The sequence below is a fragment of the Ihubacter sp. rT4E-8 genome, assembly GCF_049852125.1.
Lineage (GTDB): Bacteria > Bacillota > Clostridia > Peptostreptococcales > Anaerovoracaceae > Senimuribacter.
Genome location: NZ_CP187532.1, coordinates 442,848 through 469,002, shown reverse-complemented (window position 1 = coordinate 469,002; position 26,155 = coordinate 442,848). Strand labels below are relative to the sequence as shown.

General features: G+C 39.4%; 23 protein-coding genes, 1 tRNA gene and 1 pseudogene. 9 read left to right on the top strand and 16 right to left on the bottom strand.

Annotation, left to right across the window (positions count from 1 at the left end):
• Positions 1–2: 2 nt before the first annotated feature.
• From ACPW7J_RS02395 to ACPW7J_RS02380, 4 genes are all read left to right on the top strand, one after another.
• Positions 3–437: an RrF2 family transcriptional regulator gene (locus tag ACPW7J_RS02395; protein ID WP_424960269.1), complete on the top strand. Its 435-nt coding sequence runs from the start codon at positions 3–5 to the stop codon at positions 435–437.
• 180 nt (positions 438–617) lie between these two features.
• Positions 618–1,913 (top strand): O-acetylhomoserine aminocarboxypropyltransferase/cysteine synthase family protein, encoded by a 1,296-nt coding sequence (locus ACPW7J_RS02390; protein WP_425756310.1) that lies wholly within the window; start codon positions 618–620, stop codon positions 1,911–1,913.
• Between the two features lie 12 nt (positions 1,914–1,925).
• The gene (gene cysK / locus ACPW7J_RS02385) at positions 1,926–2,861 is read left to right on the top strand and encodes a cysteine synthase A (RefSeq protein ID WP_425756308.1); all 936 of its coding nucleotides are present in this window, start codon (positions 1,926–1,928) and stop codon (positions 2,859–2,861) included.
• A 68-nt stretch (positions 2,862–2,929) separates the two neighbouring features.
• Positions 2,930–4,264: an oligosaccharide flippase family protein gene (locus ACPW7J_RS02380; RefSeq protein ID WP_425756306.1), complete on the top strand. Its 1,335-nt coding sequence runs from the start codon at positions 2,930–2,932 to the stop codon at positions 4,262–4,264.
• Between the two features lie 101 nt (positions 4,265–4,365).
• On the opposite strand, the gene ACPW7J_RS02375 is transcribed toward ACPW7J_RS02380, so the two are convergent.
• A tRNA-Ala gene (locus tag ACPW7J_RS02375) sits at positions 4,366–4,441 on the bottom strand.
• Between the two features lie 183 nt (positions 4,442–4,624).
• Here ACPW7J_RS02375 and ACPW7J_RS02370 point away from each other — a divergent pair.
• Positions 4,625–5,197, top strand: coding sequence for a peptidoglycan recognition protein family protein (locus ACPW7J_RS02370; RefSeq protein ID WP_425756304.1), 573 nt, complete (start codon positions 4,625–4,627; stop codon positions 5,195–5,197).
• 1 nt (position 5,198) lies between these two features.
• Here the strand turns inward: ACPW7J_RS02370 and ACPW7J_RS02365 are convergent, their stop codons facing one another.
• From ACPW7J_RS02365 to ACPW7J_RS02345, 5 genes are all read right to left on the bottom strand, one after another.
• The gene (locus tag ACPW7J_RS02365; protein ID WP_425756302.1) at positions 5,199–5,753 is read right to left on the bottom strand and encodes a CHAP domain-containing protein; all 555 of its coding nucleotides are present in this window, start codon (positions 5,751–5,753) and stop codon (positions 5,199–5,201) included.
• Positions 5,754–5,848: 95 nt separating this feature from the next.
• Positions 5,849–6,319 (bottom strand): immunoglobulin-like domain-containing protein, encoded by a 471-nt coding sequence (locus ACPW7J_RS02360; RefSeq protein WP_425756300.1) that lies wholly within the window; start codon positions 6,317–6,319, stop codon positions 5,849–5,851.
• A gap of 122 nt (positions 6,320–6,441) precedes the next feature.
• A complete protein-coding gene (locus ACPW7J_RS02355) occupies positions 6,442–8,280 on the bottom strand; it encodes an ABC transporter ATP-binding protein (protein ID WP_425756298.1) in 1,839 nt (612 codons plus the stop codon).
• The gene (locus ACPW7J_RS02350) at positions 8,270–10,072 is read right to left on the bottom strand and encodes an ABC transporter ATP-binding protein (protein ID WP_425756296.1); all 1,803 of its coding nucleotides are present in this window, start codon (positions 10,070–10,072) and stop codon (positions 8,270–8,272) included. The genes ACPW7J_RS02355 and ACPW7J_RS02350 overlap by 11 nt, the downstream gene beginning before the upstream one ends.
• Before the next feature lie 274 nt (positions 10,073–10,346).
• Positions 10,347–11,243, bottom strand: coding sequence for a hypothetical protein (locus ACPW7J_RS02345; RefSeq protein WP_425756294.1), 897 nt, complete (start codon positions 11,241–11,243; stop codon positions 10,347–10,349).
• 595 nt (positions 11,244–11,838) lie between these two features.
• On the opposite strand from ACPW7J_RS02345, the gene ACPW7J_RS02340 reads away from it, so the two are divergent.
• From ACPW7J_RS02340 to ACPW7J_RS02325, 4 genes and pseudogenes are all read left to right on the top strand, one after another.
• Positions 11,839–12,036, top strand: a complete 198-nt coding sequence (locus tag ACPW7J_RS02340; protein ID WP_425756292.1) for a helix-turn-helix domain-containing protein — start codon at positions 11,839–11,841, stop codon at positions 12,034–12,036.
• A 23-nt stretch (positions 12,037–12,059) separates the two neighbouring features.
• A pseudogene (locus ACPW7J_RS02335) lies at positions 12,060–12,104 on the top strand (hypothetical protein); the annotation flags it as partial.
• Between the two features lie 90 nt (positions 12,105–12,194).
• The gene (locus ACPW7J_RS02330) at positions 12,195–12,515 is read left to right on the top strand and encodes a transposase (RefSeq protein ID WP_425756290.1); all 321 of its coding nucleotides are present in this window, start codon (positions 12,195–12,197) and stop codon (positions 12,513–12,515) included.
• A 309-nt stretch (positions 12,516–12,824) separates the two neighbouring features.
• Complete coding sequence (locus tag ACPW7J_RS02325; protein ID WP_425756288.1) at positions 12,825–13,349, top strand: IS3 family transposase; 525 nt, start codon at positions 12,825–12,827, stop codon at positions 13,347–13,349.
• A 503-nt stretch (positions 13,350–13,852) separates the two neighbouring features.
• On the opposite strand, the gene ACPW7J_RS02320 is transcribed toward ACPW7J_RS02325, so the two are convergent.
• From ACPW7J_RS02320 to ACPW7J_RS02275, 10 genes are all read right to left on the bottom strand, one after another.
• Positions 13,853–14,956, bottom strand: coding sequence for a hypothetical protein (locus ACPW7J_RS02320; RefSeq protein ID WP_425756286.1), 1,104 nt, complete (start codon positions 14,954–14,956; stop codon positions 13,853–13,855).
• Positions 14,957–15,073: 117 nt separating this feature from the next.
• Entirely contained in the window at positions 15,074–16,312 is a 1,239-nt protein-coding gene (locus ACPW7J_RS02315) for a hypothetical protein (RefSeq protein ID WP_425756284.1), read from the bottom strand.
• A 52-nt stretch (positions 16,313–16,364) separates the two neighbouring features.
• Positions 16,365–17,528 (bottom strand): radical SAM protein, encoded by a 1,164-nt coding sequence (locus ACPW7J_RS02310; protein ID WP_425756282.1) that lies wholly within the window; start codon positions 17,526–17,528, stop codon positions 16,365–16,367.
• Positions 17,529–17,565: 37 nt separating this feature from the next.
• Positions 17,566–19,110: a B12-binding domain-containing radical SAM protein gene (locus ACPW7J_RS02305; protein ID WP_425756280.1), complete on the bottom strand. Its 1,545-nt coding sequence runs from the start codon at positions 19,108–19,110 to the stop codon at positions 17,566–17,568.
• 2 nt (positions 19,111–19,112) lie between these two features.
• Entirely contained in the window at positions 19,113–19,433 is a 321-nt protein-coding gene (locus ACPW7J_RS02300; RefSeq protein WP_425756278.1) for an inorganic pyrophosphatase, read from the bottom strand.
• A 108-nt stretch (positions 19,434–19,541) separates the two neighbouring features.
• A complete protein-coding gene (locus ACPW7J_RS02295) occupies positions 19,542–20,930 on the bottom strand; it encodes an AMP-binding protein (RefSeq protein ID WP_425756276.1) in 1,389 nt (462 codons plus the stop codon).
• Positions 20,923–21,201, bottom strand: a complete 279-nt coding sequence (locus tag ACPW7J_RS02290; RefSeq protein ID WP_425756274.1) for an acyl carrier protein — start codon at positions 21,199–21,201, stop codon at positions 20,923–20,925. The genes ACPW7J_RS02295 and ACPW7J_RS02290 overlap by 8 nt, the downstream gene beginning before the upstream one ends.
• Complete coding sequence (locus ACPW7J_RS02285) at positions 21,191–22,918, bottom strand: ABC transporter ATP-binding protein (protein WP_425756272.1); 1,728 nt, start codon at positions 22,916–22,918, stop codon at positions 21,191–21,193. The genes ACPW7J_RS02290 and ACPW7J_RS02285 overlap by 11 nt, the downstream gene beginning before the upstream one ends.
• A complete protein-coding gene (locus ACPW7J_RS02280) occupies positions 22,911–24,647 on the bottom strand; it encodes an ABC transporter ATP-binding protein (RefSeq protein ID WP_425756270.1) in 1,737 nt (578 codons plus the stop codon). The genes ACPW7J_RS02285 and ACPW7J_RS02280 overlap by 8 nt, the downstream gene beginning before the upstream one ends.
• Positions 24,648–25,924: 1,277 nt before the next feature.
• Positions 25,925–26,116, bottom strand: a complete 192-nt coding sequence (locus ACPW7J_RS02275) for a hypothetical protein (protein ID WP_425756268.1) — start codon at positions 26,114–26,116, stop codon at positions 25,925–25,927.
• Between the last annotated feature and the right edge of the window lie 39 nt (positions 26,117–26,155).

Below are 26,155 nucleotides of genomic sequence, written 5' to 3'. Positions count from 1 at the left end.
CTATGATGAAAATATCGACAAAGGGCCGCTACGCGCTGCGTGTCATGATTGATCTGGCAGAGCACAACAGCGAAGCCTATATTCCACTGCGGGATATCGCTCGCAGACAGGACATATCAGAAAAATATCTGGAAACGATCATCCCCGCTCTAACCAGAGCAGGATTTTTAGAGGGGTTGCGAGGCAAAGGCGGCGGTTACAAATTAACCCGTCCTCCTGAGAGTTACGATGTAGCTTCTATCCTCCAACTAACTGAAGGAAGTTTAGCCCCGGTTGCTTGTCTGGAAGATCATGCAAGACCCTGTCCAAGATTACAGCAATGTAAAACTCTGCCCATGTGGGAGAATTTCTATAAAGTTATTTTAGAATATTTTCAGGGCATTACATTAGAGGACTTAATTCACAGTCAATCGTCTAATTACGATTTTATAATTTAGCCATGTCAAAAAGCTGGAATCCGGCTTTTTTTGATAAATATGCCAAAAAATCGCTTCAACCCATTGACAAAGTAGGTTTATCGGCGTATAATCCTATTTATCTGGTAGGAATATAGATTGAACGTATCAACCACGTCTATAGAAACAACGCACAACTTAAAGGAAAGGAAGTAATTTATCATGACTACACCAAATAAGCGTTACAGATTCGAAACCTTACAGCTCCACGTAGGTCAGGAAAATCCCGACCCTGCCACGGATGCCAGAGCCGTACCTATTTATCAGACCTCCTCTTACGTATTCAGAGATTCTGCTCATGCGGCCGCACGGTTCGGATTAGCTGACGCCGGCAATATCTATGGTCGTTTGACAAACTCAACTCAGGATGTTCTGGAAAAGAGAATAGCAGCTCTGGAGGGCGGTGTGGCCGCTTTAGCTCTGGCCTCAGGCGCAGCAGCTATCACCTATACGATTCAAGCCTTAGCCGGAAACGGCGGCCATATTGTCGCACAGAAAACGATTTACGGCGGCAGCTACAACCTGTTGGCGCATACATTACCGCAATACGGTATTCAGACGACCTTTGTTAACGCCCATGATCTGGAAGAACTGGAAGCCGCTATCACAGATAATACACGGGCAATCTACCTGGAAACGCTCGGTAATCCAAACAGTGATATTCCTGATATTGACGCCATTGCAAAAATCGCGCACAAGCACGGTCTGCCGCTGGTAATAGACAATACCTTCGGCACGCCATACCTGATTCGTCCCCTGGAGCATGGCGCTGATATTGTAGTCCACTCCGCTACCAAGTTCATCGGAGGTCACGGCACCACGCTAGGAGGTATCATCGTAGACGGAGGAAAATTTGACTGGAAAGCTAACGGTAACTATCCTGCCATCGCAGAAGCCAATCCAAGCTACCATGGAGTTTCTTTCGTAGACGCGGCAGGTCCGGCAGCCTTTGTCACATATATTCGAGCCATCCTCCTACGAGATACCGGTGCGGCAATCTCACCCTTCAACGCGTTTCTGCTGCTTCAGGGGGTCGAAACACTCTCCCTTCGCCTGGACAGACACATAGAAAATACTAAAAAGGTAGTAGCGTATCTGTCGAAACATCCTCTTGTAAAAAAAGTGAATCATCCGTCTCTGGAGGATCATCCAGACCATGCGCTCTATGAGAAATATTTTCCAAACGGCGGCGCGTCCATCTTTACCTTTGACATCAAAGGCGGTCAGGCTGAAGCTCACAAATTTATAGATAGTTTGGACATTTTCTCTTTGCTGGCCAACGTGGCAGACGTAAAAAGCCTGGTCATTCACCCCGCTACCACCACGCATTCCCAGTTAACCGCCGGGGAGCTGGAGGATCAGGGAATTAAACAAAGCACCGTCCGTCTCTCCATTGGAACAGAGCATGCAGACGACATCATTGAAGATCTTGCGCAGGCATTTGCACAAGTTAAGTAAAGGAGCATACACATGGGAAACATCTACAAATCCGCAAGCCAGTTGACAGGAAACACACCTCTCCTGCAACTCTCTAATATTGAAAAAAACTATGGTCTGAAGGCACATATCTTTGCAAAGCTTGAAATGTTCAACCCTGCCGGTTCTGTCAAGGATAGAATTGCCAAGGCTATGATTGAAGACGCCGAAAGCCGCGGCCTCCTAAAAGAAAATTCCGTCATTATTGAGCCTACCAGCGGCAACACCGGTATCGGTTTGGCTTCTATAGCCGCCGCTAAGGGATATCGTACTATCATCGTTATGCCGGAAACGATGAGTATCGAAAGACGCGCTTTGATGAAAGCCTATGGCGCCGAGCTGGTTCTTACAGAAGGTGCAAAGGGTATGAAAGGCGCTATTGAAAAGGCTGATCAGCTGCTTCAGGAAATTCCCAACGCATTTATTCCGGGACAGTTTACCAATCCTTCCAACCCTAAATGTCATTATGACACAACCGGCCCCGAAATCTGGCGGGATACCGACGGCAACGTAGATATTTTTGTAGCAGGCGTAGGTACCGGAGGCACCATTACAGGTACAGGCGCTTATCTCAAAGAGAAAAATCCAGCTATTAAAATCATTGCCGTTGAACCTGCCGATTCTCCCGTTCTGTCAGGCGGTCCTTCAGGCTCTCACAAAATACAGGGTATTGGCGCAGGCTTCATTCCTGATGTACTGGATACAGGAATCTATGATCAAATTGTGCCTGTGAAAAACGAGGATGCCTTTGAGACAGGACAGACCTTCGGCCAAATGGAGGGATTATTGGCAGGCATATCCTCAGGCGCGGCGCTTCACGCCTCCATTTTGCTGGCAAAGCAGCCTGAAAATGCAGGAAAGAGCATTGTAGTTCTATTGCCGGATACCGGCGACAGATATCTGTCCACTCCGCTCTTTAGCACAAAATAGCCTCCAAACAGCATAACCCCAGCTTATCGCTCATACATTAGAGCATATTGAAAGGCTGGGGTTTTTCTATGTTTTTTGGAAAAGTAAAACAGAATATCATGGTGCTTACTATCTCGAATCTGGTTATCGGACTTATCGAATTTGTTTTTAACATGTATTTGTCCAGAATCCTGGGCGCGGAAGGACTAGGCGTTCTCAGTCTGGTTTCCCCCATTAACGCGCTATTCCTCTCTTTCATGACGGAAGGTCTTGTGGTCACCATTTCTAAAATATCCGCCAAGCACCAGCATGACGGAAACTACAGCGCGATGGCTTCCAACATCCGTATCTCCACCTGCTTTAGTTTTTTCTGGTCGCTCTGTCTTACCGGCCTGGTCTGGATCACAGCAACACCTCTGGCCACCTGGTTTCTGGGCGATTCCAATTTAGTATATCCAATCCTTGCCACATGTCCTCTGATGCTGCTTATGTCCATCTCTAATATCGTCAAAGGCCATTTCCTGGGTCTTGCAAAGATCAAAATTCCTGCAATGATCAACATCAGCGAGAAGCTCCTTCGCTTTCCAATTCTCTACTGTCTGATTCGTTTTTTTCTGGGGGCAGGTAACTTCCATCCGGTTACCCTGGTATACCTGTGCTATGCAATCGGCGAAATGCAAAGCGTGCTGTTCCTTTTGATCTATTACAAAAAGACAAAACCGGCCGCTCCGCGCATTCCTGTAACGCCAAAGGAAATCAGCCGGACGCTGAAGCCTTTGGTTCTGGGAGCTACGCCTATCTGCCTGACGCAATGCCTTCTGGAATTTGTCAACGCCTTCTCCTCTGTTATTGTCAAATCGAGACTTTGCTCTATCGGCTACACTGCCGCGGAATCATTAGCCCTGCTGGGAAAATATAAAGGGATGGTATTTCCGTTGATGAATTATCCCATGATTCTGGTAGGCTCCGCCTGCTCTATTGTAGTTCCGCGTATCGCAACTATGGTTTCTTCCGGAAAATCTCACTTTGCCCGCCGCCTGATCAAAAGATCTCTGCTGCTTGCGTTCACAATTGGCTGTATAACATGCATGGTTTTCTGGAGTTTTGCTGAAGATATGGGCGTCTTTTTTTACGGCCGGGAAGACCTGGGACCCATGATACGATTGGCAGGAGTCTGTTCACCCCTGCTCTACATAACCGCTACCACCACCAGCCTTTTGATCAGTATCGGAAAGGAGGCGCAATCCTTCCGCAACAGCCTGCTGCAACAGCTTCTGCTTCTGATCTTTCTCATCCTCTTTACCGGCGTGCCAAAGCTGAACATCTACGGTTATATTCTGGCCATCGCGCTGTCCAATACCGTCCTGCTTCTGCAAAATCTCTACGCTCTGCGCAAGGAACAAAGGCTTTGGAAGCGCGCGTAAGAAAAATGTGAAAAAAACGCTTTTCTCCGCGTCTTCTGGGCAAAGAAAAAACGCTGGAATCTCTTGAATTCCAACGTTTTAAGTCCTTTCCGGACAGTCTGTGGTGGAGCATAGGGGATTCGAACCCCTGACCCCCACACTGCCAGTGTGGTGCGCTCCCAGCTGCGCTAATACCCCAGAAATTTTTCTCTACTAACTCAGTATAAGATATTTACGCCCTGATTGCAAGAGTTTTTTCTATATTCTCAGGCGCAAAACCTGCCGCGTTCCCATTGTCTCCACATCCAACCCGCACAATTCTCTCCGCCGCTTGATTTTTCTGCAACAATAAGCTATCATATTCCTATAAAGGAGATTGCTATGAAAATAATTGAATCTATATTGACAAGAAACCCCTGCTATACTACAGGCGAAAAAATCACAGTAAAAGGTATCATGCTGCATTCCGTGGGATGCGCCCAACCTGATCCCCACTATTTTATAGATGAATGGGATAATCCCAACTATGACCGCGCTTGCGTCCATGGGTTTATAGACGCCTATGACGGCACAATTTATCAAACTCTCCCTTGGAATCATCGAGGGTGGCATGCAGGCGGTCTGTCCAATGACACACATATCGGCATTGAAATGTGCGAACCCGACTGTCTCGAATATACAGATACATTTTCATTTATCTGTCACGACCCGGAAAAATCGCTGCGTTCAGCCAGACTTACCTACACCACTGCCGTCGACCTGACGGCCTATCTCTGCAAAATCTATGACCTGAACCCCCTTGATGACGGCGTTATTATCAGTCACTATGAAGGGTTCCGGCGCGCTGTCGCTTCTGATCACGAAGATCCGGAGCATTACTGGGATCAACTGCACACAGGCTATACGATGGAAGGCTTTCGCGCAGATGTTGCTTTAAAAATTTCCAATATATAAATTACCTCTGTGATCCATATCCCAATATACAGCTATCGCCCACTTTATACGAACGCTCCCTGCACATATTTCCGCTGTCTCCCTCTATCGTATAAACGATTCCGGCTTTGCATTCTTTCACAATTCCCGCGTGATCACTGATTCCGTTGCCGTCCCAGTCAAAAAAGACAGTCATCCCCCGCTGCGGCGCAATCATTCTGTCAGACCAACCTTTGTGAGAAATAAACCAACTCACCCCATCCTGACAGTAAGAAAACTTCGGCGCTTTCCCTTTCTCTATATAGCCGCACCGATCCGCGCACCAGCTGACAAAACAGCCGCACCAGTCTATCGGCTCATCAAAGCCATACCAACGCCAAAACTTCATTCCCCCTGCGTTTCCAATCTGCGATTCTGCCATTTCCACAATATCAGCCCCATCTATGGCCGTATCATCACTCCCATACAACACCGGTATCATGGTAAACACAATCGTTGCCGCCAGAATCAGTATAAATATCCTGCCTTGCAATCGAAAATAAAACCTTCTTCTGGTTCGTTTGAAGATATTTCCCACTTCACTTCTCCCAATCAGTCCTCGTTCCTCAGTGTATTCAAAATATGTCCACAGTATGAACGCTTTTTCCTCGCTTACGCTCTAACGCCGCTTCATTAAATTTTAAATTCACACCAAATAAGGAATTCCGAATACTTATGAGAGCTCTCGTTTGTCATCAAATCGCATTCTTTTATGATTCTGTAAACTCCAGGTTTTAATTCCCCAAAATAAGTCTCCCAATTTACAGTAGAACTGTATTCTCCTGGCGGCACGTCATAGGCTACCGCCACAAAGTCCAAAGATGGACCTATATCGCTCCACTTTCCTAAAACTCTTTTTTGCAATGCATAGAATTCCCCTGTGCGCATTTCCTTGTCTGTTTTGTTGTGGATAATAAAAGCGCCTTTTTCTGCCGCAATTGCTTCTTCATCAGCCGGGTAAAACTCTAAATATGGCGTAAAATCCGATTCTTTTGTAAGGCTTTCCGTCCAAGTATCATTCAATGCATTGCGATACAGCAGTACCGCCGCCGCGATTATAATAATTACACTCAGTATACTTATTATTTTTGTGGATTTTTTCATTTTTCATTAGCCCTTCTTTTCATTTTTAATACTACGACAATAATAAATATGTACACATAAAACGGATTAAACTTTAAGTTTTTAAGAAAATAACCCATTTATTCAGACTATATTAACTTATTTCAATTGGGATTTCTGTTTCCAGCCTTCTGATACCACTGCGCCTGCGCCCGATACAGCTGCGCATAATATCCGTCCTGCTTCATAAGCTGCTCATGGGTGCCTGTCTCCACCAGACGCCCTTCCCGCAGTACCAAAATACGGTCGACCAGCTGGGTAATTCCCAGGCGATGAGAAATCAGCAGAGTCGTTTTTCCTGCCGTCATTTCTGCAAAATTTCGATACAGCTGTGCCTCTGCCATCGGGTCCAGCGCCGCGGTTGGCTCGTCGAGAATCATCAGCTTCGTATTTCTCCTGTATAGCGCCCTTGCCAGCGCCACCCTTTGCCACTGTCCGCCGGACAGGTTATTGCCGGTCTTGCTGAACTGCCCGATTTCCTCGTCAAGTCCACCTGGCTGACCGTCAACCAGATCCTGCAAATTCGCCTCCTGCAGAAGCAGATCCAGCGTCTTCGCATCTGCGACCGGTTCCAGTTCAGAAGCTTCAATATTTTCCCGCAGGGTGCCTTCGTAATGGCAAAAATCCTGAAATACCGCTGCTGTAGATTTCCGTAATTTTCTAATTTGGAAATCGTTTAACGTCTCCTCATTTACCGTAATTTTCCCCTGCTGCGGTGTATAAAACCCCATCACCAAATTGATCAACGTGCTCTTTCCGCTGCCGTTTTCCCCGACAATCGCCACGGTTTCCCCTGCCCGAATCGTCACCGACAAATCGTCGATTACCTTTCTATCCGATCCGGGATACGCAAAGGACACTTTGTCAAATTCTATGGAAACAGATCCAAGCCCACTGTCCTCGCCTGCATTTTCTTCAGTGCCCAACGCCTGCAAATCGAAAAAATCTTTCATATAGGAGATATTCTGCCCAAACTCCATCAAAGAAACCAGCAAGTTACCAATGAGTCCCTGCAGCCGCCCCGATAAAGTCAATACCAGCACAAAAACGCCTGCGCCCTGCTCGGGATGCATATAAATCTGCCTGCCCACCAGGATTAAAATGACAATGTAAACGCCATTGCGCAGAAGATCCGCCGCCATGTTGTATTTCACATGTTTCCCGGTCAGACGTTCCTTTTTCTCTATGTATTCCTTGGCTGTCTTTTTCCATTCTTTTTTCAAATACGGATAAGCTTTGAAATGACGGATATCCTTCATGGCTTCCGGTCTGGTACAAGCGAGATACTGCATGATGGCGCTGTCGCCCTCCAGCATCCATTTTGTCCTGAAATGGTAGGTCGCATCGTTTTGCAGATAGGAGAGCACCGCCGCCGGAATACAGGTCAAAAATACTGCCGCCACAATCATGCCGCTGACCCGAAACAGTTCCAGCGACACGCTCGTAATGGCAATGATGCGCTGTACATTGAGAATTAAATCCTGCATGCTCCTTGCCGTATATTCGCCGGCGTATTCTTCCACAAAGGACAGCTTCTGCCGAAATCCGTCGCTGTTTTCGATGTAGTGAAATTTTACATTGCATTTGCACTCCATAATCGTGCGCGCCACAAATCGTTCCGTCCTGGTCGTATCCATCCGCAGCATATGCTGACTCAAACATTCAAATAACGCCTGCACGGCGAAAAGCACAATCAGCATGGTAAAGAGAAAGAAAATTTCCCGCCTGATACTGTCAAACGCATTGCCGCCGACCAGCTGATACAGCTGATTGGTCAGCTGCTCCAAATACCTGGCGCTGATGACCGGAAGAAAGGCTGCAAACCAGCCCAGCACATTGACCAGAAGAGAATCCCATCCCTTGACGCGAATACTGAGCCGCAATGCCTTTTTTACGATGCTGCTCTGCTCCCTTAATGAAAGCCTGTCCTTTTTATGCTCCATCCTGATTGCGCTCCTCCTGATGATCTTCTTTCTGATACCATGCAGCCTGCTGCTTGTACATGGCTGCATATAATCCCTTTTGCCTGATCAGCGTCTCATGGGTTCCGTCCTCTGCAATTCTGCCTTTATCTAACACAAGAATCCGGTCTGCCAGCTGGGCAAAGCCGATTCGATGGCTGATGAGAATCGCCGTATTGCCCTCCAGATTTTCTTGAATCTGCCGAAATTGCTCCAGCTCCGCAATCGGGTCCAGCGCCGAGGCAGGCTCGTCCAAAATCAAAATCTCATGGGTTCCCATGCAGGCTCTCGCGATTCCGATTTTCTGCCGCTCTCCGCCGGACAATTCCACGCCGTCGGGATACACCTCCCTGCGAAGCAGCGTGTCCATCTGTTTCGGCAGTCTTTCCACCAGCTTCTCAGCGCCGCCTTTTCCGATGGCTTCCTGCACCATCTGTCGGTTGTCTATGTGTGCGATATCGCCCATTCCAACATTTTCTCTGACCGTTTTATGTAACAGATAAAAATCCTGAAAAAATGTACCGATGGAGCCCGCATGGTAAACGCGTCCGCTGGTGGGCGGATAAACACCCATCAAAACCTGTACCAATGTGGACTTGCCGCTGCCGTTTTCTCCAACCAGCGCCACGATCTGCCCTTTTGGGATTTCTAAGCAGATGTCGTGCAGTACCACTTTGTCGTTCTGATATGCAAAGGATACATGCTCCGCTGCAATGGCAATCTCCCGCGCCGCAGGCTCTTTTGTAGAAACGCCGCCTTTCTCTCTTGCCGCCAGTTCCCCGTCTACCATATCCATAAAAGCCTTTTGCCGTTTCAAGGCGAAAATTCCCCTGTGCATACGGATGGAGGCCTCTGAAATCACCGTCACATAGCTGCCCAGGCTTCCGCAAAGAGTAAACAGCATGATAAATTCTTCCACGCTAATCGTTCCCTTAAAAATACCTTGCAGGCAAACGAGCAGAATCACGCCCATAAACACATACAGCAGCACATTGCTTCCTATGCCTGCTTTTCCCACGCTCTTGTTATAGAGGAGCTCCGCCTGCTCTACCTCATCATAGTATTTGTCAAACTGATCCAGCATTCGCTTCTGGGTTCCATAGACCCTGAGTTCCTTGGCTACGTTGGGTTCCATGGGAATCAGCTTGAGGTCTCTGATTCTGCGCCACGCGGGATCGTACTTTCGCTCAAACTCCTCCAGCTTTTTCGTCATACGGTGGTTGAGATAGAGTATCATTGCCATGTAGCACAGAATTAATACAGATATGATGGGCGAAACGCTTGCCGCCGTAATCAAAAGGGCCAAAATTCCAAAGCCCTTTCCTAAAAGTTCACACGCTGCGCTGGTGACGTCCGTCAGCGCGCCTGCCCGTCGAATCACCGCGTTGTATTCATCGTTGATTTCTTTTTGAAACAGCAGTTCCATGGGCATTTTCTGAAAGAAATCCATCAAAAGTTCCTGCAGCCCCAGATAATAGGAATCATACATGCGAAAGTACAGAAATCCACTGTTGATTCTAGCTGACAATCCACTTACGGTCAGCACCGTTCCATAAAAAATAATATACGGCAGCACATCCGAAAATGTGCCCGTTCCCGTATCCAAAAACCCTGCGATCACCGCCAGTATCTGCTTATTCAACAGAAGGGCTATGGCAGGCAGGATACATAACAATCCGTTTAGGGTCAGCCAAAAGGCGACGGTCCTTTTGTCGATGGAAAATACCAGACGGGCGATCCAGCGATATAGATTTCGCATAGAAGAATCCTTCATCCTTTCCTCCTCATGTACTACTTTGACGCTGCTTAATACAACAAAAAAGCTTTAAAAGACTACTTTGCAAAAACCATACCACAAAAGTAGTCCTCTCTTTTTTTCATTAGACTTCTGATTTTCAATGCATATAGTATGACAAATCAATAAATTACGTTGCATTCATTTCAGGTTTTAACCAATAGAATCTCCTTTTATCTTGTTTCATCCAATTTATAAAGGAACAACAGCAAAGTAAAACAGAACCAAAAAATGGTTGTTTTTCTTTCTACCGTTATTGGCTAGCGTTGAAAGTATATCGAATTTCGTTTGCATAAGCGGAAGGTGGGGCGTCATATGAAACCTGCAGATAGTATACTCCCGAAGCAGGGATGGACAGTTTTGCCTTTTGATGGCCTTGTTCTTTTCCAGGTGGTTCTAAGGTAGCCGTTTTGATAGGCTTCTTATCGGCATCGCATAATTGAATGTCATAGGTGACTCGCCAGAAATCTCTATCGACGTAAATGTTTCCGGCAGCGGGCACGTTGATTTTGAAATATGTTTTTTGTTCAGGGCCTGTGGAAAAGAAAAGGCCCCATTGATCTTCCGTAAGTTCTAGCTCTGTAGCTACCGCAGCTTGCCTGCTTTCGTAGATTGCGATGCAGTCCTCTTGTGAACGTATACTATAGACCGCCAAATAGTAAGCGCCGGGTTCTAGTACTGCATCGATAAAGGGCAACACATCGGGGTATGGTTCTGGCTCACCTACCTCTGAGGCATGGACATTTTTTAATACCTTTCCCATACTGATTTCGGCAACCGGGTCTACCAAATTTGAGTCATGGTAAATCCCAAAATATACATCCTTTAACGCCGAATCTTCAGAAACCTCTTGACTGACAATAGTCGTTTTTTCTACCTTAAGCTCCTTGCGGAAGCCGTATTTTCCATAGGCAATACGCTCCTTTTGCTGGAAATCAAGTTCTTCTGCTGGCAGATTAGCCTCACCACGTTCATTAGGCAGCATCAGGGGACTGTCCGCCGGCATTAGCTGCTCACATTCAGAAACCTGTGGCTTCTCGGTTAATGATTGATAGGCAAAAATACTAATCAAGAATAAAAAGAATATAGCTAAGAGCGCTATTAACGCATATCTACCCTTAGTCGAACCATGTTTGTTCATATTCTTCATGAGGCTATCTCCTTATCTAATCTACATATAATTTATTATACCAAAATATGATATGAATTACAACACAGCATCACTATGCTCAATGGTGAGTTATATCAAAATTATTCGTTTTCACTAAGTCCTCTCAAATATACTTTAGCCAAATCTTTTTGATACCTGTTTAGAGATTCCCTCCGCTTCTTTATCTGTATTTTTCATAAATCACGTTCTCCTAACGCCTTTATAATAAATTAAACAGCTCCCATGCAATGGTGGAGATGAGGAGAATTACACGGCTCGCTTCGCAACCCGCCGTCCTTCGCCTCCCCTTTCGGTCGACTCGGACCGTGACTTACTCCCAGGTTCACTGAACCTGCTCCCTTCACGGTCACGCTCTTGAAGCCCTAGCCAGATTTGCACTGCAAATCTCTGGCAGGTCTCATGTCAAAACGCCCCAGCTTCAGCTGGCTGGCGTTGACGACTAGAGTTCGATTCTCTCCCACTTAGACATGACAAGGGGCTGTCGCACAGTCAACTTTTAAGTCAACTGATATGCTCCCTTCTAGGTAGACAAGAGAAATAATAAAAACTTGTTACTTAGAAGGGAGCATATATTATGTCCAGAAATGGCATTAGTCCGGAGGACAAGATACTGGCTGTCCAGAAATATCTTGATGGTAAAATATCCCAAGGTGGAATTGCCAGCCAGTTTCAGATCAGCAAGACATCCGTACAGCAATGGATATTCAACTATCAGAGCATGGGAAGTGAAATTTTTTTCAAAAGAAGAACAAACGGTATTCCAAAGAGCTAAAGGAGTGTGCCGTCCACGATTATCTGGCCGGAAAAGGGTCACAGGAAGATATCTGCAGAAGGTATGGAATCCGCTCAAAAGGTAAGCTGCAAAAATGGATTCAGGTGTATAATGGTCATGGGGAGTTAAAATCTTCCGGAACAGGAGGCGCATCCATCATGACCAAAGGAAGAAAGACATCGTTTGACGAACGTGTTGAAATAGCGGGATACTGCATCACACACGGGCATAACTATGCGAAAACAGCAGAAGAATACAACATATCGTATCAGCAGGCGCGCAGCTATACGTTAAAATACGAACAATGCGGCGTGGAGGGGCTTCAAGATAAGCGCGGCAGGCGAAGAACGGAAAGTGAAATGTCAGAACTGGAACGGCTGCGTGCTGAAAATAAACTGCTCAGGGCGGAAAAAGAACGGGCAGAGATGGAGGTATCTTTCTTAAAAAAATTAGACGAGATAGAGAGGAGGCGGGGCTGAGCCTGATACGGCACGAAGCCATATATCAGGAAATAAAGGAAGAACATGAGGCACATGGATATCCTGTCCAGCTGCTTTGTGGATTCGGCGGCATATCGCGTGCTGCGTATTACAAATGGATGAACAGGGAAATACCGGCACATAAGATAGAAAACAGGAAGATTGTGGAGGAAATTGAAAAAATCCACACCGCTTCCCCGGATAAAGGATACCGACGGATCAGGGACGAACTAGAACGGTACCATAAAATACGCAAACAATGGATGTGCGTGTCATGCTAAGAATCCACAGTATATAGCAGAAAATTTATTGAACCGAGAATTTACTGCCGAAATGCCAAATGAAAAATGGCTCACGGATGTAACAGAATTTCATTACTATACGGGAACACAGAAACACAAGGTGTACCTAAGTGCGATTCTGGACTTATACGACAGGCGTAGCGTATCATACATCATAGGAGATTCAAACAACAACGCTTTGGTGTTTGATACTTTTGACAATGCTGTGGGAGCGAATCCGGATGCCCACCCGCTATTTCACAGTGACAGAGGATTTCAATACACCTGCCGGATCTTCCATTCAAAACTTGAAGCCGCAGGAATGAAACAGAGCATGTCAAGGGTGGCAAAATGTATTGATAACGGTCCGATGGAAGGCTTCTGGGGGATACTGAAAAGGGAACGGTATTACGGAAAGCGTTTTACAAGCCGAGAAGCTGTTGTGGAAATGATTGAAGATTATATGGATTACTATAACAATAAACGCTTGCAGCGGAACCTTGGAGTTATAACACCAATGGAAAAACACAGAAATTATCTGCTGGCGGCATAAAAAATGCCACTAGCCTTACAGCTAATGGCAGAAAAATTTATATTTTTTTCACTATCTACTTGACGGGGAGCGGTTCATCACGACAGCTCCTTTTATATTGTCCTCGAACTTGCGTAATTTATAAATAAAAAGATGTTACTATTATTGTTAATCTTACAATTTATATTTGATAAAATCAAGAAGATCACCTCAGACTGCCATTTCAGCTTGAAGTGCTCTTGATTTCTCAGTTTGCCACCCACACGATAATTTAGACTACCATTCTAATCACATACAGCACTTCTACATTAAAAATGGGTCTGCAAAAGAAAAGGTATAGAGTGAAACCTATATGATTCAGCTTGATTCTATACCTGTTTTCCCAGCTAAAACCCCCACTAAGTTTAGACCCCCCCACACACAAAGGTCAAACCTCTATCCCGAAATTTTATCATTTTTTATCTTAACACAAAACTTTAGATTACCGGTTGATTTTCAAATATGAAATAATAATATTTACATTGCTAGATTTCATCAATGACTTTGTTCAATCCATACATGATTCTATTATCTAAATCCATCATTTTTTCTATTCTGTTTTCAAATACATTTATATATTCAAATATATTTTCATTTTTATAGGTAATATATTTTAGTCTCTGTTCGAATTTATGCCATTCTTCCCAGTATAATTTAATTGCATATATAACCTCTGGGAGAGAGTCAAGTTGTAATATCTTATTTATTTCCTCATACAAGTTTGATATTCCCATGCTTCCATCTACCTGTAATAATATTGCTTCGCCCAAAAGCGGAGCAGCGTAGTGTCCATACTTTGCATAGAGAACATTTATAATTTCTTCCATATCTCTTTTAAATGATGCTAACGCACTATGGTTATTTTTATATGGCGTACCATCTATTTCGACAATATCAGGCATAGCTCTCATTATACTAGACTTCAGTTTAGCCTTTATTTCCTGCTGATTGAGTTTGGGAGGAGTGTTATGAAAAAACATATAACAGAACTCGTTTGACTTTCCTAAAAAGTTGCTGGTTGCCCCCCTAAAAAGCAATCTAGGATCTATCCATTCACCAAAGCAATCAAACCCTCTGTCAAATATAAAAAATTTATCTTTATTCTTTGACACCGCTAGTATATTTATCAAGTGTTTACTATCAGACCGTGGAATTGTAAAATGGTTGTACGCATAAAATTCCTTATATTCTAAATTATTAACCTTTAAAATGACCGGTAATTTTGATTCATCCAATGATTCTAATGTATTGAAAAAATTTTCATTTCCATCTGTGCAACAAGCTACCATTTTACCAATGTTAGTAATATACAGTTCAGAGGTGTAGGATAATAAATCAGCATAATAAGCAGAATTTGGGCTGATATAAAAATAGTATTTATCTGTTGGTGAAACTTGGCTGTCCAATTCATTAACATTATGAAATGACAGAATTTTTTCTTTATTAAACAAGAAAGTGTAATCTACATAATCAAGAGCCCAATATATTCTATCAAGGTACTCTAACGAACATGTAATGGCATCGAAGAAGCATGTCGCTCCAATCCTATTAGTTTGAATTTTTTGTGCCTTTTTTATAGCATTATTCATTCTTATATCTCCTCGTTTATAAAACTCATAGTATAGATTATACTTAAATTTAAATTATTAATTGATATATTTCTAATTGTATTAGTTGTTTATCAGCAGGACGAATAATATTACGAATTATACTATCGTCTTATCAATGAAATTTTTTGTCTTACCTGTAAAGCTATCTGGCTGAATATAATCGCATAATTTCACTTCAATTTGTATTCCTTCACCGAGTATTTTACTTAACTCAAATTTTATTTGTTGACAAATATCCTCCTTCTGAACCAAAGGATTAGTACAAAGCAAGATAGAAATTCTATCATTATCTTCTTTTATGACCTGATACTGACGAATAACATTATTGCATGATGCACCACATATTTTTCGTATAAGACTAGAAAAAACAATTGTATTAAAAATCTTTCCTTGGCTAAAGCTTATAAATTCTGCAGATCTGCCTTTTAGAAGCTTCACAAAAATTTTCTCGTTATCATAATGTAGCAAGCCGCAATCTCCTATATCATATCTAATCAACGGCCAAGCATCATTCTTCAACAATGTAATCAGTAGGCGATTATCTGCACCGTCAGGGCCACTTATTGTCTCAATAAAAACATTGGAATTAACCTCAAGCTTACCATCTTTTGTAGAGTAAGCTATCGGCCAATATTCACGACTGCCATATTGAATTGCGACCGGAGAGCCGAAAGTCCTTTCTATGTATTCTTTCTGCGAATCTGATACATATTCGCCAACCAATTCAATTAAGTCAAAAGAGTATCTTTTTAATTTAAATTTATTTACAACAACTGCCAATCCATATAAATTTGATACCGTTCCATGGATCCACCTTGGTTTGAATAAAAATATCTCGTTCCATATATGCATGAGATGCTGCTCAGATAACTCAAAAATCGGTAACAGTATCTCATTGCCATGGTAAAGAATCCTATTAGAAATAGTACCAGTTTTGCCATCTCTAAAAGCGTAAAAGTGAGCAAAGCGATCTTTTGGTGTTAAATCACTTACGAAGTTTCTTCTACATGTCCATTGAGTTGATGAACATATAAATTCTTCAGCCTTGCTTCGATAGCAAAGTATCGGTTTCCCCTCAGTTCCACTAGTAGCATCTGTATATAGCTGTTCATCTTTAACATGTTTGTCCAGAAGAATTCTAGAGTCAGCACGCAAAATATTCTTCCTTAAAACAGGTATTCGTTGCCTAAAAAAATCAAATGAAAAATTTTCAAAAGTCGGCAAATCCAATTTATCGCTATAGTAAGGAATGTCCAATTTGCAATGTACCAACAACTTGTAAAGTTTTTCCTTATTCCTATTAAAGTAGCTAAATTCTTCAGAAGATATCGCCATAAGCACTCATCCCTTCGTGTTAATCATTTTGGGTTACTGCGTTAGTTGAAGTCTATTTGCGCGGTTTTCCTATCCATGTGCATAAATAGTTTATATGCACTAAATTCTTATCGCTTTGTTCTTTTATGTAATTTTTCAAATCTACCTTTTCCTTCAAATCGCGCCAACAGTCCTCCTCTTTTATACTCAATGTTCTTTTACCAGTTTTCCAATAATTTATCAAATATGCTTGCGCTGCACATCCGCCTCCACAAAATTCACTTTTTTCACAATCATGGCATTCATTAATGTTCCTATATAAATAATTTCTTAATCTCATTTGTCTAAATGGTTCCGAATGAACAACATCCAATATGTCATCCTTAAGTAAATCACCTACTTTAAAATCATGCATGTATATACAAGGAGAGACATAAATTTCACCATCATTCGTGATTGAGTGAATACGCATTGATGTAGTACCACATGGACAGGCCACATCTTTTTTATTATTTACAAGAGCTGATAGCCGTGGTTCCGTAATATCAATAGTATCATAATTATTCAGAATATATTCGTATCCTTCATAAAACTGTTCCTTGGAAACGCATAAATCCATATGTCCTTTTTCGATAGGTTTTAGAACATTGAATCTTAAGTTAGCATTATATTTTTTGCATATTCTTTTCAGTTTATCTAGATTGTCAATATTAAAATTCCAGTTCATAGCGCACATGATTATACTATGCTCAATATTGTATCTGTTAGCAATTTCCAGTGCGTTAATCGCCACATCATATATGTTTGCACCGCGATTCTTATTGTGAATTTCTGGATCCGCATGATCTAAACTTATATCTACATCGTTTATATACTTAAGAGATTCAGGACTATATCGTTCAATATTAACCAAAGTAATGCCTGCGGTTGTGATACCTACTTTGTAACCCTCCTGACTTAATCTTTTCAAAATATATGGAAGCAAACTTTCTCCACTTATCCCCGAAGTAAACCATGGCTCATTACCACCTAAATTAACTGTTTTTATTGGTAGCTTCCTCATTTGTGATATAATTATATCTATCATATTCTTATCCAAGTTACGTCCCTTTTCTCTAACTATAGCAGAATAACAATGCTTGCATTTATATGGACATTCATTTCCTAAACTCCATCCTATATTTTCTATGTTAACTTCATCTTCATATCCTGCGCCTAATTCTTCTTCAAACTTCATGTAGGTCTCATATTCCTTAGCAAACTTCATATTTTTCTCACTTTCTCCAAAAGATGTTATATTTTGCACTATACTCCAACCCAACCAAATCATACAAATGGTTTACTTTATCGAAGTCTTTATTTAAGCTTTCTTTTCTCAATAAAATCATCTGATCGCATTTTAACATTGAATCCCCAGTCTCAACACAATCCAATACTTGTTCGAAAAAAGCAACATCATTTTGGTGCACTTGCAAATATAACTCAAAAAACATTTTATACTGTAAAGGTGTCAACGCCTTAGGCGCAGATATTGGATCAATTAGTTTGTCATAAAACTCTTCCTGTAGCAGATGCCACCTTTTTAAATACGAATATACAATGGATGCCTTTGAATCACTAATGGAATAAGTATAATTTCCGTATTTTTTACCGGTGATCTTACCACTTTTAAGCAGGTAATTAGAATATGCTGTTCCCTCAGCTGCAAATATTTCGGAAAAAATTCCTTTCATTACAATCCACATGTTTTTCTTCAGATATATCAAGTTCGTTCTGAGTTCTGACATCGTAGTCAAATCATCAAAGAGTATAAAACCCGCTTGAACATATATTCCTTTCTGTTTGAATATATCTAATGCACATTGATTAATTACAGAATTAGTTCTTTTTCCTATCCTTTCTAACATAGAATCACTAAAATTTTCTATACCGCAAGAAACAGCAAAAAGTCCAACGGAAGATAAAATATCAATTATTCTCATACTAACTTTATTGGCTCGAATAGAAATTCTAAATAGTATGTCATCCATTCCACTTTCTTTGATTTTCTCTGCAAACCTTTGACACCAAATTGTATCTCTTTCATTCTCAATAAAACTATCATCTACAAATTTAAATACCCTTATCCCTTGTTTATACAAGAATAGCATTTCTTCCACGATTGCATCTGAGCATCTGCCTCTCCATTTTCGATGAGAAAAGGAATAGAATTGATTTATAGAGCAAAAATTACAATTACCCATGCAACCTTTTGAACCCAGAATATTTATACTCGCTTTTCTACTTTTTATATAATCGAGATACTTTCTCGATTTCAAGAGGGGCAGCTCGTCTAAGTTTATTATTTCCTTACCATGTTGTAAGATGATTTCATTGCCCTGGTCTTCACACGAGGACAAATAGGCAATATTTTCGACATTTCTCAAATCCATATTCCCCATATAATAATCTGCCAAATCTATGATTGTTTTATCTCCTTCGCCTAAAATAACAATCTCTATTCCCGCTTTCAATAAATCTTTGTATCCAAAGGTAGCCCCATATCCACCACAAACTATATGATGATTGGTTAAATGTGGTGCCAGTTTGCGTATTTCCTCTACATTACTCAAACATCCAGAAATACCAACAAACAAATATTCTTTGTCATTGATTTCATCCGCTAACTGTAAGTGATCCTTACCTTCCAACCAACAATCAATATATTCACTTTGTATCCCTTGCTTATATAGTGCCTCTTGCAAATAGTAAATGCCTAAATTTTCTTCTGGCGTTCTATTAGAGGTGGTGTTCAATGTTAAAAATAGAATTTTTTTCATGTTTATTCACTGCTTTCACATAATTCGATATACGAATCAAAATATTGTTCTATAAAATTGATTTGTTCTTTTATTTCACTAACTGAAAAAGTAAAATTACTTACAACCCATTTATCCTCATTATCATCTCTCCTTCGTACATAAGCAATTAGAAAACCCTCAAAACAATCCAATGGTTTGTTTTCTCCTAAAATATATGCGTCTTGTTCTTCTCCATCGCCTGCCATTATGCCTTCAATATATCCATAATTTATTGGATATATATTCCCAAACTCGTCTTTATATCCTATGGGGCGATCCACTATAACCTTTATCTTTTTCAACTCTATAAACTCCAAATAATTTAAATTCACTGTTGTTAATGCACATTCTATACATGCGAATCCTAATTATCAGAACATATTTAAATAGTTCATGTTAGCACCACTCCTTTACTTCATCTTATATTTAGAATAATCAATCTTACCATTAGCATTTCTATAAAAATCATCAACCAGTTCAATCTTAAAATAATTCCTGTTAATCCTTATTTCGTCTTTCAAAGCATCATAAATACAGTCGGCATACTCTTCAAGAGTGAATATTTTTATTAAATCGTCATTACCTACGCAAATGCATTGAAACCCCTTATCACAAAGAATTGATTCTAGGTGCTGTAAATCAATTCTTTGTCCACATATTTTAACTATCCTATTTTTTCGTCCTGTAATATACAAAAAACCGTCGATATCGAAAAAGCCTAAATCACCAGTCTTTAGAACACCTTTGTTGATATCTCCTTTTATTAAATCACTACGACATCTCGCATATCCCATACTCACATTTTTTCCTTCATAGATAATCTCCCCAATAACACCGTTCTCCTTTATTACATTATCACATTCATCCCGCAAATATAGTTTCCCATGAGGGATACTTATTCCTGCACTACCACTTTTTTCCTTTGTATATTGAGGTGGCAAATAAGATATTCGCGCCGTTGCTTCAGTTTGTCCATACATAATGTAAAATTTGATACGCCCCATGCACTTTTCAAATATTTTGTCAACATATAATTTACCTAACCTTCCTCCCGCCTGCGTAATATGCTCAAGTGTTTTATGTTTAGCAATATCTATATTTAATTTTAGGATGGCTTCATACTGAAATGGGACACCCCCAAAATCTGTCACATTATACAAATCAATTAGATTCCAAAATTTTTTTGAAGTTATACTAGTATTCGTTAAAACTATCGAACCATGTTTCAAGAGGTGCGAATTAATAATTGATAAACCATATGTATACGACATAGGAAGACTCGTTATAGCTCTACTGTTTTCATTGATTCCAAGATACTCACAAATATCGTATGTATTCGCTGATAAATTCTCCTTTGAAATTCGAACACACTTAGGACTGCCTATGCTGCCAGATGTTGAGAGCAATAATTGCAGATTTGGATGTAAATCAGATTTGCTATTATCGGATAATTTATAAATTTTAAGTAAATTATCATCAAGCATCAAGCCGTATCCTTCCCTCAACTCCAAATAAAACGGTGTAAATATATAATCAGGCTTATAGAGCTTGATATTATTTTTAAGTGTTCTATCCCAAGTCAAGGCAGGAAACAGCATTGGCACACAGTCAGCCTTCATTGTTGCCAAATATGCTATTATGGATTCATAAGTATTATCACAAAGTACAAGAACAAGCTTTCTATTTGTCAACATTTTGCTTATATAGTCCACTTGCACATTTAATTCTTTATAAGAAATTTCTCTGTCTTCGTACAATATTGCCACCTTATCATCATTATACGAAAAAATTTTATTCATTTTTTGTCTCCATTAATTCCAAAATCAAATCACAAATTTTTTCTATATTATTCATATTTTCTACTAATAATTCAGCATCGCCAAATCTTATCCCAAATTCGCTCTCGATTGAAATAACAAAATTCACAAAACTAATGGAATCGAATACCCTTTCACGATCTAGATCACATGTTGATAAAAACTCTATACTGTAATCTTTATCAGAATTTTCCTTGATAATTTGCAATATTTTTTTTCGTATACTTTCCCTAGTTTTATTCCTAACAATCATTTTTCTTTCCTCCTATCTGGGTTTCCCAAAGTTGTTTATATAGTGTTGAATTCGCTATCAACTGTTTGTGTGTTCCTCGCGTTACAACTTTATGATCATGAAAAAGAATAATATCGTCAGCATCAATAATAGAAGATAATTTATGTGAAATAATCAAGAGCGTTTGATGCTGATTGTTTTCAATTATATTTTTCATTACCACATGTTCGGTATTAGAATCCAAGGCTGAAACGGCTTCATCCAAAATCAAATACGAATTTTTTTGCAAAAACACCCTTGCAAGAAGCAGTCGCTGCTTTTGACCTCCGGAAAGTTTGATTCCTTTTTCACCTATCAATGTATCTAATTTTTCAGGAAGTGCCAATATTAACTCAGCTATTTGTGCATTTTTGCATGCATCCCAAATTTGTTGTTCAGTTGCATTCGGATTTCCAAACAATAAATTTTCTCGTATACTTACATTAAAAAGACCTGAGTTCTGCAACACTGCTCCCATATTTTTTCTTGAATAATATCTATCATAATTATTAATATTTGTATTACCAACGATAATTTTTCCCTCTGCAATTGGTTCGATTCCCAAAATTATTCTTGCTATTGTACTTTTACCTTCTCCACTCGCACCAACAATTGCTGTATAGCTATGTTCTTTTATTGTAAACGAACAGTCCTCAATTACCATTTCATTTTCATATTTATGACTTACATGCTTTAATACGATATTGCCGTTCAAGCAGCAGCTCTTTGTTGTATTATGCTCCTTTTCTAAGAATTCCTGTACTTTTTTTATACTTACCTGCCGCTTTACAAGTTGAGCATTTAAATCCGTCATTGATAAGATATATTCCGTAAGTTTTTCGTAATAATCCATAAATACCAGTAATATCGAGACTGAAATAATTTTTTGAATAACCATTATCCCGCCAATAAAGAAAAGTGCCATCTTCGTGAGGAAAACATCTTTAAAAGCGATAAATCCACGATTTAAAAACCAATAGATATGATTTCTTATAAAGAGGCCAGATAACGCCTTCCAAAATGAATCGAATCGTTCAGTACATTCTTGTTCCAATCTGTTTGATTTTATTTCTCGAAAACTTCTCAATGACTCAAAAAGAAAATCCTCATATTCGGCATACTTTTCCCTATATAAAACTTGAGTATTTGTTATTTTTTTATTTGTATATTTTGTGCATAGAAATGAAATGGGTATCAATATCAAACTAATCATTGTAAATAGTATGCTCATCTTTAGCATAATCAATACGACGATCCCGAAGCCCAGAAGATTTACCAGATAATCGGTATAATCATTTATATATAAAACCGTTTGCTGTACATCATCTTCGACTCGTTGTTTTAATTCACCAGTATCAAATTCGCTATTGGGATTTCTACATATACTTTCTAAAATTTTGCATTGAATTTTCAGTTCAAACATACAAGATATTTTATTTTCTATAACTTGTAGTAAAACCTTAAAAAGGCTCTCTGCTAAGAATACACAGCAGTACCCAATTACTACAAACTTTAAATAAGTCGCATTGCCTTCCTCTATTACATTTTTTATAAAAACTAAATATAATAGTGGCGGCAGTAACTCTATAACCTCAAATACAATTTTTGATAGTATTAAACATAACAAATATGATTTGTTATAACTATATTTTTGAACTATAAGATTGATTCGTCTAAATTCTTTTACAAAACTAATCATCTATGGTCTCACTTTCTAAAAAATGCATGTACAAATTGTAAAATTCTTTGCTTTGTTCGAGTAATTCATCAAAAGTTCCTTGTGCTATTATCTTCCCATCCGACATCTGAAATATTTTATCAACATTTCGAATAGTTGGTATTCTGTGCGTTATTATAATAACGATTTTTCCTGTATTCCACTTATATATATTTTCATATACATGCTTTTCTGTTTCTGGATCTAACGAGCTTGTTGCTTCGTCTAGAATCAGAACATCTGCATCTTTATATAACTGCCTCGCGATTGAGATCCTCTGCTTTTCTCCACCAGAAAAAATATGATTAGCATCTTTAATATACGTATCTAAAGACTCAGGTAATGCCGATATTGTTTTTTTTAATTCCACCATCTCTAATACTTTCCAAATCCTCTCATCACTTAATTTATCATTTGATAAGGATATATTATATCGTATTGTCCCTGGCAAAATAAGAACATCCTGTTGAACAATTCCTATCGCCGCTCTTAACTCATGCAGGCTATAGTCATTTATATTTTTGCCATTGTACATTATATCACCTGATTCGATATCATATAACCTATTCATTAAAAAGGTCAAAGAACTTTTGCCAACCCCACTTTCACCCACTATCGCAATAACCATATTCTCGCTTGCTTTAAAATCTACGTTCCTCAATATTTCACGAGATTCTTTGTATTTGAAAGAAACATTTCTAAAATTAATTTCCTTTATTTTTGATCTACCACCTACCGTTCCTAATTTTTCTTCAATTCCATAATCCATTATTTCAATAACTCGGTCTATCGACACACTTTGTTCTGCAATAGCAGGAACTTTTTCGATTAACGATTCCAACGCTGAAACACATTTGTCAAAATAGGCTACACACGCTATCAGTGCTCCTATACTTGAACCACCATTAAACAAAGAAATAGCAATGGTAACATAAATAAGCAACTGTACCACTAATGACATAAGTCTACTAACAAAATCCATCTGCAAACTTCTTCTATTACACTCGATTGTGCGCCTCAATGCTTTTATTTTAAGTAGAGAATAATCTTTTTTCACTTTTTTTATCGCATTTAAAATGAAAATGTCATTTTTTCCATTTATCATTTCGAAAAGCCACGACGATAACGAAGCTTCAATCTGAGCCTTTTCCATTTTTGCTTTAGACAGCTTTTTTGACATTTTATTAACTAATATTACTTGTATGGGCACCATAACCAAGATAATTAGGCCCACTTTGTAGTTAATATACAACACAAAAATAACCGATAGCATGCAATCTAAAAACTTTCCAAAAAGATAAAATATATTACGATGTATAAGTTCCAAAATATTTTCAACATCACTTCCAATTCTTTTAATTATGTCACCACTCTTTAAGTCAATATAATCACTGCAACTCAACTTAACAACATGTACAAAAATATTTCTTCTAATCTTCACAAGGTATGTTACCTTCAGTTTTGCCCAAGTATAGTTCAAAAGCAGGTGTAAAGATTGATTTAAAATATAAATACCCCCATATTCTATAATTACAACTACAAATGTATTCGTATAATTACTATAAAATATTTCATTAACTATTTCACCGTTAAGATACGGCATAATTGATGCTGTTACGGATGTGGCTAAAACACTAAAAAACAGCAACGCAAATAGCACTCTGTAGCCCTTAATTGTTTTTAATATAAAATGAAATCTTTTACCCATCATATCAACTCAATCTAATCACGATACTAAATACATGCATTGTCCATTTCAATCAAGCAAAACAAATTAAGCAAGAAATTTTAATCATAGATTAATGGTGAATATTCTATACTCATCACTCTTTATTCTATGCTTGAACCCCTCTCATAAAAAAAGCATGGGTAATAACTTCACCCACGCTAACATAAATATTTATATTCACATGTAAAAAAGAAACTAAAATTGATGGATGCCATATATCGACTACATCTCAAAGGTTTCATAAGGCACCTCCCATGTCTAACCCGTAACCTATATATCTTTGTAAAAATTTTAACACATGTAGCATCACAAATCAATCCCAAATTTTAAAAAAGTAAAAATATCAGCATGCAACATATCTGGTAAACACAATGCTTTCTTTAAATCCTGAATTGGAAATTGCCTACATGCTGAAAGATACCTACCTACAATTAAACAAAGAGCTACTTCTAAGAATGTCGCAGAAACGCTTGATTGTTTCCTGGAGGATTTGTATACATTCAATATCCCTGAATTTAATTCTATTGGCAGGACTATTAAAAAATGGCGTCAGGAAATCATAAACAACTTTGACATATCTGTTAAGTGCTACATTAAAATGATTCTGCAAAAGAAAAAGTATAGAGTCAAGCCTACATGATTCAGCTTGATTCTATACCTATTTTCCCGGCTACCCCCCCATTAAGTTTAGACCCCCTCAAAGATCAAACCCCTAAAAAGTTTATAGAGCCACACTAAATCGAGCATAGATACATTCAGAGCTTGTGCAATTAGATAAAAGTTATAGGCAGAGTGTGTGCTTCTGGCAATTTCCCATAATATTGAAAAGCTTCATAACAAAATTCAGCGTGGAACTGTGAGGACACACTTGCACTGTATTGACAAAATTACATAGATAAAGAAACATAAATCAAGGGTTTAAATGTATCCTTAGTTTTGTGTTGCTTTTTTGATTCCGATGAAATTTTCCTAAGCCGCGAAAGCAATTACAAAACGAAAGGAGCCGTGGCTCCAGTCAACTTTTTAGTCAACTGTGCGACAGCTCCTGCATGTCTGGTGGAGATGAGGAGAATCGAACTCTACTTTTTGCCATTCCAACAGCGTTCAAATTATTTCACCAGTGTTCAAATTTCAACATTTTATGACAATCTAAACAGTTCAAATCATTTCAATTAATTTCAGCTAATTTCGACAGAATTCATAAAAAATGTAGTCAAAAATGTAGTCCAATATGGAATACACTCACTTGATTACGCCGTTTATTTATTCAAATCAATTATATCATAATCACTATCGGGTAATCCTTCCACATGACACAAGCCGACTGGCTCTATTACGACACTATCATTAATTATAGAAATATCCAAATTCCCATTTTGCAATTCACCTTTTACAAACTGCACAGCCTCTTCATCTGTGAGACTAATCCCTTTTCTTTTTAGGATTCTCATTTTATCACCTCAGATCCATTATATCAAAAAACAAGAAAA